17 protein-coding genes, 1 tRNA gene and 1 pseudogene are annotated in these 19,090 nt (G+C 39.2%); 10 read left to right on the forward strand and 9 right to left on the reverse strand.

Annotated features, from left to right (window positions below):
- The 3 genes from DWW91_RS15035 to DWW91_RS15045 all read left to right on the forward strand — a co-directional run.
- Nucleotides 1-957: helicase associated domain-containing protein (locus tag DWW91_RS15035; protein WP_199722591.1), on the forward strand; the 957-nt coding region annotated here is incomplete at its 5' end.
- A gap of 57 nt (nt 958-1,014) precedes the next feature.
- A complete protein-coding gene (locus DWW91_RS15040) occupies nt 1,015-1,749 on the forward strand; it encodes a hypothetical protein (protein ID WP_122328197.1) in 735 nt (244 codons plus the stop codon).
- Nucleotides 1,750-1,966: 217 nt separating this feature from the next.
- Nucleotides 1,967-2,485, forward strand: coding sequence for a GNAT family N-acetyltransferase (locus tag DWW91_RS15045; RefSeq protein WP_122328327.1), 519 nt, complete (start codon nt 1,967-1,969; stop codon nt 2,483-2,485).
- Between the two features lie 42 nt (nt 2,486-2,527).
- On the opposite strand, the gene DWW91_RS15050 is transcribed toward DWW91_RS15045, so the two are convergent.
- Nucleotides 2,528-3,091: a DapH/DapD/GlmU-related protein gene (locus DWW91_RS15050; RefSeq protein ID WP_028728333.1), complete on the reverse strand. Its 564-nt coding sequence runs from the start codon at nt 3,089-3,091 to the stop codon at nt 2,528-2,530.
- A 28-nt stretch (nt 3,092-3,119) separates the two neighbouring features.
- Entirely contained in the window at nt 3,120-4,190 is a 1,071-nt protein-coding gene (locus DWW91_RS15055; protein WP_122328198.1) for an alpha/beta hydrolase, read from the reverse strand.
- A gap of 504 nt (nt 4,191-4,694) precedes the next feature.
- Between DWW91_RS15055 and DWW91_RS28080 the strand changes: the two genes are divergently transcribed.
- From DWW91_RS28080 to DWW91_RS15070, 5 genes and pseudogenes are all read left to right on the forward strand, one after another.
- Nucleotides 4,695-5,228, forward strand: coding sequence for a Fic family protein (locus tag DWW91_RS28080; RefSeq protein WP_233584497.1), 534 nt, complete (start codon nt 4,695-4,697; stop codon nt 5,226-5,228).
- Nucleotides 5,229-5,249: 21 nt separating this feature from the next.
- Nucleotides 5,250-5,345 (forward strand): annotated as a pseudogene (locus tag DWW91_RS28325) (Fic family protein); the annotation flags it as partial.
- A gap of 93 nt (nt 5,346-5,438) precedes the next feature.
- Nucleotides 5,439-5,789, forward strand: a complete 351-nt coding sequence (locus DWW91_RS28090) for a Fic family protein (RefSeq protein ID WP_233584498.1) — start codon at nt 5,439-5,441, stop codon at nt 5,787-5,789.
- Nucleotides 5,790-5,806: 17 nt separating this feature from the next.
- The gene (locus DWW91_RS15065; RefSeq protein ID WP_158599451.1) at nt 5,807-9,490 is read left to right on the forward strand and encodes an AAA domain-containing protein; all 3,684 of its coding nucleotides are present in this window, start codon (nt 5,807-5,809) and stop codon (nt 9,488-9,490) included.
- Nucleotides 9,487-10,626 (forward strand): hypothetical protein, encoded by a 1,140-nt coding sequence (locus tag DWW91_RS15070; protein ID WP_122328200.1) that lies wholly within the window; start codon nt 9,487-9,489, stop codon nt 10,624-10,626. The genes DWW91_RS15065 and DWW91_RS15070 overlap by 4 nt, the downstream gene beginning before the upstream one ends.
- 279 nt (nt 10,627-10,905) lie before the next feature.
- Here DWW91_RS15070 and DWW91_RS15080 read toward each other — a convergent pair.
- Nucleotides 10,906-10,979 (reverse strand) — tRNA-Asp (locus DWW91_RS15080).
- 137 nt (nt 10,980-11,116) lie between these two features.
- Here DWW91_RS15080 and DWW91_RS15085 point away from each other — a divergent pair.
- Both DWW91_RS15085 and DWW91_RS15090 read left to right on the forward strand, forming a co-directional pair.
- Nucleotides 11,117-12,430 (forward strand): pyridoxal phosphate-dependent aminotransferase, encoded by a 1,314-nt coding sequence (locus DWW91_RS15085; RefSeq protein ID WP_122328202.1) that lies wholly within the window; start codon nt 11,117-11,119, stop codon nt 12,428-12,430.
- Nucleotides 12,431-12,549: 119 nt separating this feature from the next.
- Nucleotides 12,550-13,146, forward strand: a complete 597-nt coding sequence (locus DWW91_RS15090) for a YqgE/AlgH family protein (RefSeq protein WP_122328203.1) — start codon at nt 12,550-12,552, stop codon at nt 13,144-13,146.
- Between the two features lie 4 nt (nt 13,147-13,150).
- Here DWW91_RS15090 and DWW91_RS15095 read toward each other — a convergent pair whose 3' ends face one another.
- From DWW91_RS15095 to DWW91_RS28330, 6 genes are all read right to left on the reverse strand, one after another.
- Nucleotides 13,151-13,684 carry a GNAT family N-acetyltransferase gene (locus DWW91_RS15095; protein WP_122328204.1) on the reverse strand — a complete coding sequence of 178 codons (534 nt, stop codon included), beginning with the start codon at nt 13,682-13,684 and terminating at the stop codon, nt 13,151-13,153.
- Nucleotide 13,685: 1 nt separating this feature from the next.
- Nucleotides 13,686-14,861 carry a glycosyltransferase family 2 protein gene (locus DWW91_RS15100; RefSeq protein WP_122328205.1) on the reverse strand — a complete coding sequence of 392 codons (1,176 nt, stop codon included), beginning with the start codon at nt 14,859-14,861 and terminating at the stop codon, nt 13,686-13,688.
- 10 nt (nt 14,862-14,871) lie between these two features.
- A complete protein-coding gene (gene recR, locus DWW91_RS15105; protein ID WP_122328206.1) occupies nt 14,872-15,495 on the reverse strand; it encodes a recombination mediator RecR in 624 nt (207 codons plus the stop codon).
- A gap of 64 nt (nt 15,496-15,559) precedes the next feature.
- Nucleotides 15,560-17,791, reverse strand: coding sequence for a glycosyltransferase (locus tag DWW91_RS15110; protein WP_122328207.1), 2,232 nt, complete (start codon nt 17,789-17,791; stop codon nt 15,560-15,562).
- Entirely contained in the window at nt 17,788-18,819 is a 1,032-nt protein-coding gene (locus DWW91_RS15115) for a pesticidal protein Cry7Aa (protein WP_122328208.1), read from the reverse strand. The genes DWW91_RS15110 and DWW91_RS15115 overlap by 4 nt, the downstream gene beginning before the upstream one ends.
- Complete coding sequence (locus DWW91_RS28330) at nt 18,819-18,953, reverse strand: hypothetical protein (protein ID WP_255419980.1); 135 nt, start codon at nt 18,951-18,953, stop codon at nt 18,819-18,821. Before DWW91_RS28330 ends, DWW91_RS15115 begins: the two co-directional genes overlap by 1 nt.
- Nucleotides 18,954-19,090 lie beyond the last annotated feature (137 nt).

The following is a 19,090-nucleotide window of genomic DNA, read 5'->3' on the forward strand; positions in this document are numbered from 1 at the left end:
GCAGGTTCGGACCGTCATCCGGTAGTGCTTGACTTTGTCAATAACCTTTCGGGCCGTTCTGTTTATGAGGCTATGTCGAGGGAATTGGTTTATCATCCGGCGATCCGTGCTCCGAAGAGCTTTAAAGGCTTTATGGAGTTTGAGGTAACTGGATTTTTGTCTGATATCCGTGCCCGTGTGGATGATATGCTGGCGGAACTGGATGCATGGCCGGTGATGTATGAACGTTTGATCGAATATAAGGAACGTGAAGGGCGCTGGCCGCAGGCAGCCGAAGGAAAGTTGGGAAACTGGTGCAACACCCAACGGATTGCCCGGAAGAAAGGGACGTTGTCGGAAGATTATATCTCACAGCTGGACCGGATTGGTTTCGAATGGGAAGTACAGGATAGTCGTTGGATGAACTGCTTTGAAGAACTGAAAGCATTTATGGCTATAGAACACCGTTGTCCCAAACGCGGTGAAAACAAACTGAATACCTGGTGCAACACCCAACGGCAGGCACGAAAGAAAGGTATCCTTTCCAATGAAAGAATCCGGTTGCTCGATTCGATCGGGTTCTGGTGGGAACAGGATCTGGATTCGCTTTGGACGGAGAACTGGCAGCAAGTACTTGCCTACTACAAAAAACATAAACGCTGGCCCAAAAGCAATGAAGGTAAAGCCGGCAGCTGGTGTAACACCCAGCGCAAGAACCGGAAACAAGGTTTACTTTCAGCTGAATGCATCGCCCGGATGGAAGCCGAAGGTTTTATCTGGACTATCGATGATATCTGGATGGAAAACTATGAAAAACTACAACAATTCTTCTCTGAAAACAACCGCTGGCCAACCGCCCGTGAGAACAAACTCGGCAGTTGGTGTTTCGTACAACGCAGAGCCTTAAAAAAAGGTGAACTCCCTCCTACCCGTAAAGAGCTTCTGGATAAGATTGCATTCCCCTGGAGTCTGAAATAATTTATCTTTAATCATATAATAACATATGGTTTAAGCGTAATTTCATATATTTGCCGCATGACAAAGATTTATCGCTGCAAAGATTTGGAGAAGCTCGTTGCAAAGATGGGATTTTTACCCTTCTTTGCGAATGGCATTGAGGATTTTTCCATTGAAGAATTTACCCCGCAGGAATTATGGTTTTCCGATGAAGAAGAGGGTCCGTGGGAATGGAAAGGGCCTGTTATCCGAAATTTCAATTGTGTTTATGGGAAACTCTTTCAGAAGAAAGCAGGGTTTGTCAGCATGGAATGGTTTCCGGAACTTGTAAACTACCGACGTGCTATGTACAATCTGAAAGCAGAACCTTTACAAAGTATGGGTAACGTTATTTATAAGACAGTCACAGAGCATGAGTCCCTCCTATCCAAAGAGATAAAAGCGTTGTGCGGTTACAAGAAGCAGCCGGTCAAAAGAAGTGTCAATCCGTTCGACTCATGGGAGACAAGCGAAACACAGGCTTTACTTAAAAAGACAAAACCTAAAGGAGATGGATTTGAAACAGTCATAACCCGCTTGCAAATGGGAACATGGCTCGTTGTGGCTGATTTCGAATACCGATATGACAAGAAGGGAGAGCCTTACGGATGGGGTATCGCCAGATATACAACGCCGGAAGTACTGTTCGGCAAAGAAAAAGTACAGGCTGCCGGCAACCGGTCACCGGAAGAGTCAAAACAACGCTTGATAGATTACCTCACACAATTATTGCCGCAAGCAACACCGGAACAAATTCTGAAAATACTAGGATAAAGTGCAGTACATAGCGCACAACTGTGCCAAGCCTATGGCACAGTTGCCTCTTTTTATATCAAAATAGGCGAACTACCTACCAGGCGTAAATCTGTCTATGGATTCTCTTTTGTATGGGTATGAGTTTTGTACCTTCCTGATATTTACTAACTTTGAAGAGATAACAAATATAAAAACAGGAGCTTACAGAGTAAATCGCTTCAAAAGCAATAAGTCAATGATAATAAATAACAACGAAATTGTAATAAAATCTATCCAGGAAGAAGATATTCCATTATTTGATAAATGGCTAGATAAAGAATATATAAAAAAATGGTTTGGAGAAAAAGAGGATTGGCTAAACGAAATAAATGAGAGGAATGGGCAATACAGTTTTTTAAAACACTTTATTGTTTACTATAACGACCGGAAAATAGGATATTGTCTTTATGCTGATTGCTTTTTTCTAAAGTATCTGGAAAAAGAAGGACACGATTTCCAGGAGATGTATGGAGATGTGGAAGAACAAAATCACACTTATGAAATCGGATATCTGATTGGTGAAGAAGAGTTTTTAAATCGGGGTATCGGAAAAAGAATCATTCAGATACTGGAAGATAGAATTATTGAAATCGGCGGAAAAGAAATAGCCGCAGACCCGGCGGAAGAAAATATTATTTCAATAAAGGCATTACTAAGTAATGGTTTTAAGAAAAAAAACGACGGAGACTACAGGAAGATCTGCAAAATGCGGTAAAGATGATTTCCACAGTAAACTACCGTGGAAATCGTTCTATCCTTACTCTATATTACGGATATATTTGGCAGGAACGCCGCCCACAACCGTATTTGCCGCCACATCTTTCGTAACCACCGCACCGGCAGCTATGATGGCGTTATCACCGACCGTCACTCCTTGAAGAATAGTCGAATTGGCGCCTACCCATACATTCCGTCCCAATACAATAGGGGCAGGATGCATCGAAGCTCGTTTTTCCGGATTGAAATCGTGATTGAGCGTGGCGAATACTACATTATGTCCGATCAGGCATCCATCTCCTAATGTTATGCCTCCATGATCCTGAAAATGGCAACAGGCGTTGATAAAAACATTCTTACCTATGGTCATATTCTTGCCGAAGTCCGTGTAAAACGGAGGAAAAACACGGAAAGAGGGTTCTACCGGCTTGCCGAACAGTTTGGCAAACAATACCCGAAGCTCGTCCTGAGTATGATAAGAACCGTTCAGTTCAAAAGTGATACGCCGCGCTTCATCGCTCATTTCATCCATGAAACGACTGATTTCAGGTGTATCGAGTGGCCTGCCCTCTTTTACATGTTCCAAAAAATTATCGAGTGTCATTTACTTCTATTTTGTAAGAGTTATTTTATTATTTGAGATATTCACGAAAGAACTGTTCAAGTTTGTCGAACGGAATGATATTCATTCGGTCGTACAAATCCGTATGATTTGCATCGGGGATAATCAATAGTTCCTTGTTATCACCTTTCAACTTCTTGAACGCATCCTCGCTGAAATAACGTGAATGTGCCTTCTCTCCGTGAATCATCAATACCGCACTACGGATTTCATCGCTGTATGATAGTATCGGCATATTGATGAATGAGAGTGATGAAGTCTTGTTCCAGCCGCCATTCGAGTTAAGCGAACGCTTATGGTAACCACGCTGAGTTTTATAATAACTGTGATAATCCTTCAGAAATTGGGGAGCGTCGGAAGGTAACGGGTCCACGACTCCTCCGGCAAGAGTATACGTACCGTTTCTGTAATCTTCCGTGCGTTGTGCATTAAGCTGTTTGCGAAGTTCATAACGTGCATCGGCATCCATTGCATCGAAATAGCCATTGGCATTTACACGACTCATGTCGTACATCGTTGAAGTGACGGTCGCTTTGATACGTGTATCGATAGCCGCAGCATTGAGTGCCATGCCGCCCCATCCGCAAATACCGAGAATACCGATACGTTCCGCATCCACATCGTCGCGTGTGGAAAGATAGTCAACCGCCGCACTAAAATCCTCCGTATTGATATCCGGGGAAGCGACGTAACGGGGTTCACCACTACTCTCGCCGGTATAAGACGGATCAAAAACGATGGTAAGGAAACCACGTTCCGCCAAAGTCTGCGCATATAAACCGGATGACTGTTCTTTCACCGCCCCAAACGGGCCGCTCACAGCGATGGCCGGTAACTTACCTCCGGCATTTTTCGGAATATACAGATCGGCAGCAAGAGTAATGCCGTACCGGTTGTGGAAAGTCACTTTCGTGTGATTCACTTTATCACTCTGCGGGAACACCTTATCCCACTCTTCTGTTAAATTCAAATTCTTTTCCATACTATCGTTATTTAAATGATTGTCTGCTGCAAATAGATTTGCCGTGAAGCAAAGACATACAGCCATTGCCATACACTTGTTTTTCAATATTTCCTTCATCTGGTTTATTATTTATGTTCATAAGGCAAAGGTAAAGGCTTATATCGCATTGTCTTGTAGACAAATTACAGATATTATAACCTTAATTACTGAATGTGGGTGTATAAAATATAACTTGATATGAAACACCTAAAGATGGGCATAACCACATAAAAAAATCCCACAAAACGAATGTTTTGCAGGATTTATCTATGCTTATATAAGATGAGCGGTCTGGACGAGTGTCGAACGAAAACAACAATCTACTGTTAACCAATACTTTACGATAGCATAAAATCAAGTCCAACGCCTAATCCAACGTGCAAACTTTACTAATTTTAAGTACTTTACAATAATTTCAAAAAGTTTGGATATCACTATGATATCTAATGCAGAGGTATATAAAATATTGATAATGCCAACTCTTTTATTGGTTTTCTTTGCAAAGTATGCGAAGAAAATTTGTAATGCGGAGAAAAAGGAGTATATTTGTCGCAATAATTGCGTAGAATAAAACTGTACTTTATGTATATATATCAGACTAAGGATTGGCCGAATTTTACATGGAACAATGGCAAACTGCTTACATTGTTAGCTAATGTAAGACATTTGCAAGGTCGTTTATTGGGACAAATGGGAAGTTTAGGGTTTAAATTAAAAGAAGAAGCCGTGCTTTCCACGTTGACTTTGGATGTTCTGAAATCAACTGAAATAGAAGGAGAAATCCTGAATAAAGACCAGGTGCGTTCGTCTATTGCTCGTAAATTAGGCTTAGAGGTATCCGGTCTTGTCGATTCGCCCAGAAATGTGGATGGTGTTGTAGAAATGATGCTTGATGCCACGCAAAATTATGCTAAGCCGATAACCACAGAAAGGCTATTGGGTTGGCATGCCGCACTTTTCCCAACCGGTTTTAGTGGTATGTATAAAATAGAGGTCGGCAAGTATCGGAGTGGTGATATGCAAGTCGTTTCCGGAGCAATGGGCAAAGAGAAAGTTCATTATGAAGCTCCTAAACCGGATCAGGTGGAAGCCGAAATGAATTTATTCTTGAAATGATTTAATGATACATCATCAGATATAGACCCTGTACTGAAAGCTGCAATCGCACACTTCTGGTTTGTTACTATTCACCCATTCGATGATGGGAATGGTCGTATTGCGCGTGCTATAACAGACCTTCAACTTGCTCGAAGCGATGGAAGTTCACAGCGTTTCTACAGCATGTCAAACCAGATACTTGTTGAGCGAAAGAGATACTATGAAGTTTTGGAAAAGTCTCAACATGGAACAAGCGATATAACAGAATGGTTGGTTTGGTTTTTAGCTTGCCTTGAAAATACCTTGCTCAATAGTACTGATGCGTTAGACTCCGTTCTGAAAAAAGCTCGTTTCTGGGAAAAACACAGCCAAACTCCACTGAATGATCGCCAGCGGTTGATGCTTAACAAATTATTAGATGGGTTTGATGGAAAACTGACATCTTCCAAATGGGCAAAGATAGCTAAATGCTCACAAGATACAGCCATACGGGATATACAAGACCTCATAAACAAGGATATTTTGCAGAAAGAGGCGCAGGGAGGAAGAAGCACGAATTATGAATTGGTTGTAGAATGAACACTATTTATAGTATTATGGAACACTACAAACGAGTTACTAAATATTGGAGAGATTCTCTTGTAGATAAACAGTTTTCACAAGGAAAATATAAGTTTTCGAATTTAGCAAAATCTTTTTTGCTAAATGATAAAAATAATTTCTTCAGAGTAAATAATAAAAATGTACTTTGCAATTTATTCTCCGGTGAAGATAGCACTGTTGAAACTTTTTATATTCCATTCTCCCATAAGAAAATCACCAGCCACAATAAACATGAGAAAGATTATCGCCCCGAAATACTTTTTCCTATAATATTTAAAGTACAAGTTTCTGAAAACGGTTTTATCTACCCTATTGAAAAACCAATAATTCCAAGAGACTTATTACTCCCTTTGGACAAAGAAGATTTTTTCATTGGTAATATGGATGACTATGATTTGTTTGTAACCCAAAATGACATTCCTAAGTTTGAATTCTCGGAAACTTCTGAATGGGAAAAATATTATTCAGAAAATATCGAATCTCAATATCAGAAAGGGTTAATTGAATACTTGCTGAAAGAATCGATTATAGACAATGAGCGTGCACAAGAAGATTGTAAGAAATTAATCAAGTCTTTAAACAGAAATAAAACGGTTAAAAAGAAATTCCTCTGTGCTCAAGGTAAATATAATGAAGATTGGAGTAAAACAATCGAGGACAAATTAACAGATGACGGAATTTTTTATAAACACATTGAATCATATATCACAAAATGGAATGATTATTTTGAATATATAGATAAACTCTTAGATAAAGTTATTGTATCCGGAGATATTTTCAGCGGCTATGAAAAGACCAATTCCGCCTATTTTACCAATGGTGAGTTAAATATTTCTTCTAAAATCACGGCTGTATACGAAGATATCTATACGCGTGATAAAAATCCTGATTTAAGTCTTTTCCAAAATTACGCAACAATTGAAGAAGAAAAAGAAATACCTGTTGCTGATTCAAATCTTTTTTTCTCCAAAAGATTAGGGCATAATAACAACGTATATCCGTTAGCCGATGCTCAGAGAACTGCTGTTTCTGCTTTATTAAGCGGAAAACAGGGGGAAATATTACCGGTCAACGGTCCTCCCGGAACAGGAAAAACAACAATGTTGCTTTCAGTGGTTGCCTGTTTATGGGTAGAAAATGCAGTAAAAGAGGTAGAACCTCCGGTAATCATAGCTAATTCTACAAACAATCAAGCTGTTACAAATATAATAGATGCTTTTGCCAAAGATTTTTCTAAAGGAATAGGAGATTTTGCAGGCAGGTGGATTGATGATGTAAAGAGCTTTGGAAGTTATTTTGTGTCAAGTATGCGGTCGGCTGAAGCTCGGGAAAAGGGTTACATTACAGAGGACGCTGTTAAAGACATGGAAACGGAAGATTTTTACATCAAAGCAAAAGAATCGTTTCTTAGTAGATCCGGGAAAACTTTTATAAATAAGGATATTACTGTTGAAGAGTCGGTTCGGGAATTGCATCAATTGCTGATTGATAAAAAATCGTTACTTGCAGATATTGAAAAAACTTACCGTAATTATCACGAGTTAGGAAATCTAATCAGCGAAACTTTAAAGATTGACTATAAAAATAGAGAGGCCATAATAGAACTTGGTAGAACGCTCACTGAACATAAAAAAGACGTAGAAATAATCGAAGATAAATGGGAAAGGTATTTAGCATCAGAAAGTATGTTACTAACAGCACTTTCATTTCTGCCGTTTATCAGAAAGAAGCGTAACCTTAAAGCTAAAGTTTTTGCTAAAGAGAATAATTTCTCTCTATATATTGATATAAATGATATGGATGCTGAAAGATTTATCTCGAGTATAAAATATAAAAAAGAAGTTCTTCTTTCTGATATCCAAAAATACGATGCATTCATAATGGCATTGAATAATTGTACTGCTACACTTGATAAATTGGAAAATGGTATAGACCCCAATTCAGCGTTTATAGAAATTGACAAAAAAGCAGACACTAAAATAAGGTTTGAAATGTTTCTGATAGCTACCCATTATTGGGAAGGACAATGGTTAATCGAAATGGAAAAACTGATTGAGAAGGGACATTTAAGTAATACTCACTGGAAGTATAAAAATATATGCGAAAATAACTGGCGCAGGAGAATGAAAATTACTCCATGTGCTGTAATGACTTCTTATATGCTGCCCAATTACTTTTCTTTTTCGAGAAAAATCCATGACAATTTGAACAAGTCAGATTATTTGTATGACTTTATCGATTTGTTGATAGTAGATGAAGCAGGACAAGTGTCTCCCGAAGTGGCAGGAGCAGGATTTTCTTTAGCTAAAAAAGCATTGGTGATTGGAGATACCAAACAAATACCTCCGATAAGCAAACTTACCAAAAGTATCGATATCGGAAATCTTCACAAGGCAAATTTGATTTCAAAAAATCAAGGAATTGAGAAGATAGACGAAAACTATAAAGAATTACAGGATAAAGGAATTGCCTCAGATGGGGGCAGTGTAATGAAAATTGCGCAAAACAGAGCGAAATATTATCCTGAAAAGAAATTAGAGAGAGGATTATATTTATATGAGCATAGGAGATGCTACAACAATATCATAGCATATTGTAATGAATTGTGCTACAAAGGAGTTCTAAAACCGATGCGTGGGGAAGCTTTAGAGGATTCTTTACTACCTTCTATGGGATATTTAAACATTGAGGGTAAATGTCAGAATATCTTAGGTAGCAAACAAAATGAATTGGAAGCTAAAGTTATAGCCGGATGGATTATTACTAATTATAAAAAGTTGAGAAAAGCATACAATGGCGAAGAGATTAAGGATATTGTGGCAGTAGTAACTCCATTCAGACAACAATCTATAAAAATAGCGGGATATTTAAAGGAGCCCAAAGACAAGAGTTTAAAAGATGAACTTTCTCAAATAACTGTAGGCACAGTTCATTCGCTGCAAGGTGCGGAAAGAAAAGTAGTGTTATTTTCTCCAACCTATTCAAGACACAACAAAGGGAGTTTCATTGATAATGACAAAAGTATGCTGAATGTTGCCGTATCACGTGCAAAAGATAGTTTTTTAGTATTTGGAGATATGTCATTATTTAACAGGCAATCCATATCCCCGACAGGCTTATTATCTAAATATCTGTTTGAAAATGAAAAAAATGAACTTTCCTATGAGCATCAATACTCAAAGATATTTCTAAGAGAGGACTTAGTATCTAAAGAGAATCCTCCAAAAATTCTAATGAACTACGAAGAGCATGATGCGTTTCTGAAAAATATCTTCAATGAAGCTACCAACAGGATAGTTATCATTTCTCCATGGATTATTTATTCTACGATTGAGAAAAACGGATATGATAAATTACTGTCCGGTAAGAATGCAAAAATTACCATATATACGGATGAAAAATTCAATACTTGTACTCAAAATAAACCTGATAAGAAAAAGGAAGAGGAGTTTGAATTAACCTTGAAAAAATTAAAGGATTTGGGTGTTGAAGTAATTGTCAAAAATAATATCCACAGCAAAATAGTTGTAAAAGATAATGATACGATGTGCATCGGCTCTTTTAATTGGTTTAGTGCTCAGAGGGGAGGCAAATACTGCAATACGGAACATTCTATTGTTTATCAGGGGGAAAATATCAAAGAGGAAATTGACAATGTTATAAATCAATTGAAATGAAAGAGACTGAATTAAAATACTTTTTTCCTTACAGAATTGAAAAACAATATCATTTTAAAGATAAACTACGAAACAGGGATGCTTTCTTTGATGAGATGGAAGGCAAAAATGAATATTTCTATAAAGATGAAGGCAATTACGGATATAGAAGGAATCGCGACCATTTATCTTTATTGGACCATAGCATAAATGATTATATAATTTCTGATTTATATATAAACTGGGAAAGGTGGTATAGGAATGGACGTAACATTTTCGCATTCTCTAAAGAGTTATTGGAAATGTTAAGTTTTACAGATGTCGATGATGTAAGTTATAAATCATTTAGTCTTCCATATGATAACTTTTATCTGTCTTTACGGCCGTTAGGATTAACCATAACAAAAGATTCGGATAAAATAATTGAAGGGGTATATATCCTGGTAGATAGAATGGCAATGGAAAAAATGGTGGATAATAACGGGAACGAGTTCTGGAATGATTATGCAATAAGCTTTCATTTTGTTGGTGACTTTGAGGATTTTATCATAAAATACCACGATAAAGTTTGGAATGAATCGGGGAGCGGAGGACAAAGCTTCTGGAATTTCGCTTTTTATTTTAGTGAAAAGGAAAATATAATTACTATATCTGATGCTGTAAAGGATTGGCAAAGTGTGGAGGAATATTCTTTGTTTCCTGAAAATAAAGAAGAAATTACAGACGAACACTTAGATTTATACACCTATTATCAGGAATTGGTTAACGGCACATACAAGATTATTGTGAACTGCTTACTTTATTTGTCTATGTATAAACAGGATAAAGACATTCAAGCCCATTATGTAGATGACTTACCTCATAATTTTAATAAAAAGCTGGTATTTTCAAAAAGCAAAAAAGAAACAGAAAAGATTGAAAAAAAAATTGCAGAAACAGGATTTTCTAAAATACACTATGTAGGAAACTCTTTCAAGAAGCGTTCTCAAGTAAGCGATAATTCGAGTTTGATTTTGTCTTCACATTGGCGTAGAGGGCATTGGAGAAATCAACGATTTGGTGAAAAGCTGATTTATGAAAAACTGATTTGGATCAAACCTGTTATAGTAAACAAATCTTTAGGAACCCCACAGAAAGGGCACATATATGAAATATAATATGCTTAGCCACTGGTTATCAGAGCATAAAATATTAGGAACGATATAAATGAAATGGCAAGAAAATTAATCACATCACCCACTAAGGGTAAGCCCCCGATAAAGTACCTGTATAAATTAACTTCGGGAGCAAATTTAGTGAAATTTCTTCAGGTTGGGGATATTTTTCTGTATTTCACAATGGTGGGAAAGGAATGGGGCAAATGCGGATTTGCAATACAAGTGCAACACTGTAAAAAAATAAAAACCTGTTAGTCAATAAACTAACAGGTTTTTAAGCGGTCCGGACGGGACTCGAACCCGCGACCCCATGCGTGACAGGCATGTATTCTAACCAACTGAACTACCGAACCAATGTATTTGTATTGCATCTCTCTCGATTGCGGTGCAAAGGTAGATAATATTTTTAATTATACAACAGTTTCACACAAATATTTCACATTGGATTGATTATTTTTTTACTTTTGTCCTCCATATAAATATAACAGACATGAAGAATACTCCAGTAGATTATCAGACTGCCAGACGAATAATAGATGGCTACGGATTACCGGATTTCGGGAAAGCAACGATTCGTGAAGTTGTTGCCATATCCACACAATTGGAACAGGAAACAAATACCGAGTTCATACACATGGAAATGGGTGTTCCCGGATTAAAAGCGGCACAAGTGGGTGTAGACGCAGAAGTCAAAGCATTACAGAACGGCATCGCTTCCATTTACCCGAACATCAACGGTTCGCCGGAAGTAAAAGCAGAAGCCTCCAGATTCATCAAGGCATTCATTAATATAGATATAGCTCCGGAATGTTGTGTTCCGGTAACCGGCTCCATGCAGGGTACATTCGCCTCTTTCCTCACCAGCGGACAATGCACGGAAGGAAAAGACACCATCCTGTTCATCGACCCGGGATTCCCTGTCCAGAAACAACAAATCGTTGTGATGGGCTATAAATACGAATCATTCGACGTATACGAATACCGTGGAGAAAAACTGCGCGCCATCCTGGAAGAACATCTTTCCAAAGGTAATATCGCAGCTATGATCTACTCCAACCCCAACAACCCGGCCTGGTTCTGCCTGACAGACGATGAATTGAAGATTATCGGCGAAATGGCAAACAAATACGATACGATCGTGATCGAAGACCTCGCCTATTTCGCTATGGACTTCCGCAAAGAACTTGGCAAACCGTTTGAAGCACCTTACCAGGCAAGCGTTGCCCATTACACAGATAATTACATCTTACAGATATCCGGTTCCAAAGCATTCAGCTATGCCGGACAGCGTATCGGCGTGACGGCTATCTCCAATAAACTTTACCATCGTGCCTATCCGGGACTGACTAAGCGTTATGGCGGCGGTACTTTCGGTACAGTATATATTCACCGCGTTTTATACGCCCTGTCATCAGGAACCAGCCACTCGGCACAGATTGCATTGGCTGCCATGTTCAAAGCGGCATCCGACGGACAGTTTGATTTTATCTCGGAAGTAAAAGAATATGGACGCCGTGCAGAAAGATTAAAGAAGATCTTTACAGACTATGGCTTTACGATCGTTTACGACCATGACCTGGACGAGCCTATTGCCGACGGTTTCTATTTCACGATCGCCTATCCCGGAATGACCGGCGGACAGCTGATGGAAGAACTGATCTATTACGGCGTAAGTGCTATCTCATTAAGCACGACAGGAAGTAATCAGGAAGGACTTCGCGCCTGCACTTCGTTTATCAAACCGCATCAATATGATCTGCTTGAAGAGCGTTTAAAGCTATTCAAAGAAAATCATACCCTATAATTAACACAAACCCGGCATTTATTTTACACTTATTAACCCAAATGCCGGGTTTTTCGTTTGCTTCTTAACACCAAAAGCCATATATTGTCCCTGTCTAACAACAGTAAGCAATCTTCACTATGGCTACATATAATAACATATTCAAAATTACGCATAATAATCTCCTTCCTGCACAAGGAAGTATACTCATATCAGAACCTTTCCTGCAAGATGCTTACTTCCAGCGCTCTGTTGTTCTACTGGTAGAACACAATACGCAGGGATCGATGGGGTTTGTATTAAATAAAAAAACGGATCTGATTGTAAATACTTTTTTTCCGGAACTGGAAGAGTATCCGGAAATACCAATCTATCTGGGTGGCCCGGTAAGTGCCAACCGGTTGTTCTTTATCCATTCATTAGGAGATCTGATCGTACCCGACTCTGTAAAGATCAAAGACCGCCTGTATTTCGACGGTGATTTCGAAGCATTGAAACGTTATATACAGAATGGCCATTCAATTGAAGGGAAAGTAAAATTTTTCCTCGGTTATTCAGGATGGACGGAAGGACAGTTGGGAAACGAGATCAGTAAAAACTCATGGGTAGTCAGCCACGCAGCTAAAGAAAATGTATTACTTGCCGATGGAGAAAGTTTCTGGAAAAACTCACTCGAACAGTTAGGCAGTAACTACGAAGCATGGACTAAATATCCGAAAGATCCTTATCTGAATTAAATTATCACACAATTTGTTTATTTACTTTTTGCATCATCAGTACATCAGAATATCCGTTTTCTGTGATGATCCAATCTGTCATGATACCTGTAACGGTAAATCCGCAGCGGGTAAAAAGAGCTTTGCTGGCCTCGTTATCGACGGGTATATGCACATATAACTGATGCAGTTTCAGAAAAGAGAACGCATAATCCATCAGTACATTCATTGCTTCGGTAGCCAACCCGTTTCCTTGATAAACAGGTTCCAGTAAAATACCGATACCGGCACGCCGATGATGCGGTTCGAAATCGTACAGGTCGACAGTACCGACAGCTGCCCCGGTTGAACGAAGCTCGATCATCAGACGCAACTGCTTCAGGTCGAAGATATCACGATGCGACTCACGAATATACTCTTTCAATATATAACGCGAATATGGAGACATTGTATTTCCAAGGCTCCAAAGCTCCGGATTATTCTCCCAGCGATACAAAAGTTCCAGATCTTCCGGCTCCAGGGCACGGAGACGGATCATTTCATTTTCCAGTTGTGCCATATTATTTCCCCGGTGATATTAGTTGTCCGCTTTTTTTACAATAAATATGATAAGTAACTTTCTTGTCGACCAGCGTATCCATAAACAGAAGCATCTGTTCAAAACGGGCATCCGGATAACAAAAAGCATAATCAGTAAACTCCTTCATCTGATTGCGGCGGCAGATAGCATCCATTACACGTTCCCCATCCAGATCCCAAAGATTTACATGTTCCAGTTCCGGCATCTGTTTTACACAGGCAGCCTTAATCGCTTCAAAATTTTCCTCAAGGCAAAGAATCAGTAAGCGTTTATGCTTGCTTTTCGACTTTGGCTTTACTCCCAACAAACGCGATAAAGCAGCCAATGAAGCACGCAATCCAATAGCCAGCTTGATAAAAAATCCCATCAGCCAGCCGGAATGAGGATAATATTTCTTGAAGAAGATCAACATGGCACCGTAAAATGCCTTTACATATTTCATATCGCCATGCTTGGTACTTTCTCCTTTATAATGAAGAATACGCTCGGGGATATAATAGTTTTTATAGCCACCCAACACCATCCGGTACGACAAGTCGATGTCCTCGCCATACATAAAGAAATCTTCATCCAGAAGTCCGGTCTTATCCAGCGCTTCATGGCGTAGTAACATAAATGCACCGGCCAGCACATCCACTTTATGTTGTTTCTCCTTATCCAGATACGCCAAGCTATATCTTGAAAACACACGGGATTTCGGAAACAACTTCGACAAACCGAATATCTTACAGAACGAAACCCAGGGAGAAGGAAAGCTCCGTTTACTTTCAGGCAGGAATACCCCATGCCCATCCAGCATCTTTACGCCTATTCCGCCTGCATTCGGATGTTCATCCATAAAAAAACACAAGGTTCGAAGGCTCTCCTCACCTATCATTGTATCCGGATTAAGCAATAACACATACTCTCCGTTACATTGACGAATCGCCTGATTATTGGCCTTGGCAAATCCCGGATTATCCTTATTTTCTATAAACGTCACTTCCGGAAACCGGGGACGGAGATAATCGACAGAACCGTCCGTCGAATTATTGTCCACAACAAAAACTTCAGCATCAAGTCCGGCAACAGCAGCCTGAACCGAATAAAGACATTGTTCCAGGAAATACTTTACATTATAGTTTACGATGATAACGGAAATCTTGGTTTCGTACATAAGAATCAGATTATATTTTTATCGAGTCATTAAAACTGGTGCGGTTCACAATAGAACGTCCCAATGTTATTTCGTCCGCATACTCAATCTCATCACCAATGGAAACACCACGGGCAATGACGGTTATCTTCACATTATAAGGGGATAGCTTGCGATAGATAAAGAAATTGGTCGTGTCCCCTTCCATCGTAGTACTAAGTGCAAGGACAATTTCCTTTACTTCTTCATTGGCTACCCGCTGCACCAGACTGTCTATCTGCAAATCGCCCGGGCCAATACCGTCCATCGGCGAAATAATCCCTCCCAGCACATGATAAACACCACGGAACTGACCGGTATTTTCGATCGCCATAACCTCCTTGATATTTTCAACCACACAAACAGTCGAATGATCGCGCTGCGGATCGGCACAGATGGAACATATCTCGTCATCACAGATATTATGACATACCTGACAATACTTCACTTCTTTCCGCAATGTCAGTAAAGCGGATGCAAAGTTTTCAGTATAACCTTCGTCCCGACGAAGCATATATAAAGCCAGTCGCAAAGCCGTCTTCCTCCCCACCCCGGGAAGCGAAGCCAACTCATTCACTGCATTTTCCAATAAAACTGATGGATATTTTTGAGTCATTGATTACCTTTCTTTGCCACAAAGATAAATAATTTCAACCATATGAAATCCAATCGACCTTTTTTTACTGGAAATCCCCTTTCGGGACGTTACAACTTTGACTGATATTATTTACCACAGACAGCCTGGCCATTAAATAACAGACTGTCGATTCCGCCCCTTGATTCAAGTTTATATTATTTTCTTCCAATCCGTCATAACAGCCCCCTGTTGCCGGGTTATAAAGTATCTGATGTAAATGATTATGACCTAAAAACCAGTCAAAGGCTTTTTTCTGTTTTAACAAATAATCATTTTCCTTGAATACCTTATAAAAGGTAGCCAATGTCATGACCGTGCTAGCCACATCAATCGGTTGTTCACCGTAATTCAATCCTTTCTTTTCTTTATGCAGCCACCCTTGGTTGGATATTACTTTAATCCGATCTTCAACGAAAATCTTACTCAATAAGAAGTCAAAAGACTCTTTTGCTATCATTTTATATTCATCATTTCCGGTTGCCTGATAAGCAAAAAGCAATCCTTCCGACAACACACAATTGTCATAAGTCAGATAAGATTCAAACCATAACCAACTCCCATCAGTACTTTGTTTATAATATCCAACCAGTTTATCAGCCAGGACATTGATTAATGAAATGAGTTCCGGACGTGGGTATCGCCGGTTATAAAAGCACATCCCCTTCAATGCAAAAGCGATACTGCGCGGAGACTGAAACAAAGATAATTTATGAAGCGTTTTCCTGAATATCTGAATCGCCTCGGCAGTCCACTCATCCGGATATTTATCCCCATGCGAGATAAAATAGCCTAAAGCACAAACAGCCCTTCCATTACTGTCTTCCAAACCAACCTCCTGATTTTGGCCAGTAAAAGCCAGTTCTTTATCCACATAATTCAGGAACGAGCCATCCGGCTGCAAACAAAATTTTATGAAATTCAAATAGCTCCTGATATACTTTTCACAAGAAACATCCCTCATTTCCACATATACCTGACAAAGTGCCATTAGAGCCCGGGCATTATCATCCAGTGTATATCCTGTTTTTATATCCGGGCGATTACCCTTCGAGAATTGGATCATAGCAAAACTCCGGCTCATCCTTTTAATATGCGCTATATTTATTGGAGGCAAGGAATAATCCAATCCATCCTTCTCCTCTAATACCTTTTTAAACAATAAAGCATATAAAATGGCAGTATTCTCCCAGGCAGTAGCCGCCGTTTTCTGCAAACCGGCAATCCTCATTTTTGACCGAAGGCTTTCACTCGCCAATAACCGGTTTGTTGCTTCAGCCAATTGTAGCGGATTCTTAAAGTCAAAAATGATTCCCGAATTATCCTTTAAAAGCTCCAATGCATGAGGTATCGGAGTGGCTATAATAGGACACCCACAACTTAATGCATAGACGAACGTTCCACTGACTGCCTGATTAGGATCGCACGACGTAAACAAGTAAACATCTGTTAGTTGCAGATATTCAAGCAATGTCGACAAATCCAAATAAAAGTTTACAAACCGGACATGATCAGTCATTCCCAACTCAGAAACTTTAGCTTTGAGCATTTCCCGGTATTTTTCCCCTTCTTCTTTAAAGACTGTCGGGTGCGTCTTGCCTATGACAACAAACAAAACCGTCGGATTCTCTTTTACAATAGCAGGCAAAGCTTCCAAAGTTGTTTCAATACTCTTTCCGGCACTTAGCAAACCGAATGTTGAAAGAACTCTTCTTCCCGAAACCCGGTATTTATCTTTTAAAAAACGCTTATCCTGATGCGCAACCAGATGCGTTCCGTGAGGGATCACATTAATTTTCTCTTCCTCCATCCCATAATCCAGCAACAAGATTCGTTTGGAAATCTGCGTCATGACAACAATAGCGTCACAGGCCGCAGCCAACTCCCGGAGATAATTCTTTAACGAAATAACAGGATTCGGCAAAACCGTATGAAAAACAATCACAACCGGTTTTGTTATAGATTTTACAAATTGCAGAAACTCATCCTCATGTTCTTTATAAAGACCGAATTCATGTTGTATCAGGACCAGGTTTGTATCCGCATCCTGGTTGATCTTCCTGCCAATGACCGCATAATCATTGGCATCCGAAGTATTCAGCGTATATTTTACCTTATCAGAGTAAATGTGTTTCTCTGAGTCCGATTCCAACGCACACACCTTAAATGAATAAGAGTTCCCGAATTTATAAAGAATTGTCCGGATCAAATCGGCGGAAAAGGTAGCGATACCACACTCCCGCGGAGGATAAGTTGTTATGCATAATATATTATTCATTTCTTATGGGTTATTAATTCATTCACTAACTCTTGCAGTTTCACAGATATACAAGCTATACATTTATCTGCCGCCCCATAATAAATATAAAGTCTGTCATCGAACAAGGCTGTTCCGGTCGGGAAACATACTCTGTTAACTACACCCAGCAATTCATAATCCGTATCAGGAGTAAATAAAGGATAAGGCAATCGCGCCAGTTCTATTGACGGATCATTCAGATCCAATAAAGCAGCACAAGCTGAATAGACATATCCGCCCGGTGTATCATACACGCTATGATAGATCAGTAACCATCCTTCCGGTGTTTCTATCGGAGGACAGCCGGCTCCTATATAACTGGCTTCATGATCATACTGGGGTTTTAAAAGGATCTTGTTGGAGAAGTCTATGAAATAATCAGTCCAAAATTTGGTCGTTAAATCCTCCAACTTCTCCACACAAACCAATTGTATATCCGGTTTGATACGATGCATAAAATAAAATTTCCCATTAATCTTACGCGGGAAAAACACTACGTTCTTATCCGTCAGATAAATCTTCTTGCCAGAATTTGTCTTAGATTCCCGTTTGTTATACGAACGAAAATATTTACCAATCAGATGCTCATGCGACATCATCAATCTTTTGAATTGCCGGAATGTGAATTGTGAAGTGATCACTCCTTTCTTTTCAAAATGAGCCAGATCGCCAGATACGGCATATGCCCCGACAGCACTCATGCCATCATAGGCCGTATAAGTCAGATAATACACATCTCCAATTTTTACTATTCTGGGATCTTCCACTCCCTGGCTTTCATAATCAAATTCAGGACTGATTAAAGGTTCTTTATTTCGTTGAACCACCTTCAATGGTCCTTCCAGCCTGCAATAGCCAATAGTTGAATAATTCCCTTCTCTTACTGCACGGTATAACATATGTACAGTATTTTCTTCGGCTATCACAGCCGGATTCATTACACTTTCGCTTTCAAAATTCAAATCAGTACATTCAAGAATAATACCTTCTCTTTTGATGGTTACCATTATGTTTTAGTTATCAGATTAAAGCCTTTGTCTTGCTTACTTGTCTTTTCACGCTGGTAGTCAGTCTGAGTTTTTGCTTTGTCAGCAGAAGACTTTTCCTTTTTCTTTTCTTTCTTACTCTCTTTACCTTTCATAACACATTGTTTTACAGCAAATTTATAAACTCTATTCTTTGCAAGTTACGGATAATAAACTCCATTCTGTTATATATGCTGAAGTATTATTCTTTAATAACTATAAGAGTTTATAATTTACATTGCACGTTTCGCCT

The organism is Parabacteroides sp. AF17-3 (assembly GCF_003635445.1).
In the GTDB taxonomy this organism is placed as follows: domain Bacteria; phylum Bacteroidota; class Bacteroidia; order Bacteroidales; family Tannerellaceae; genus Parabacteroides; species Parabacteroides goldsteinii.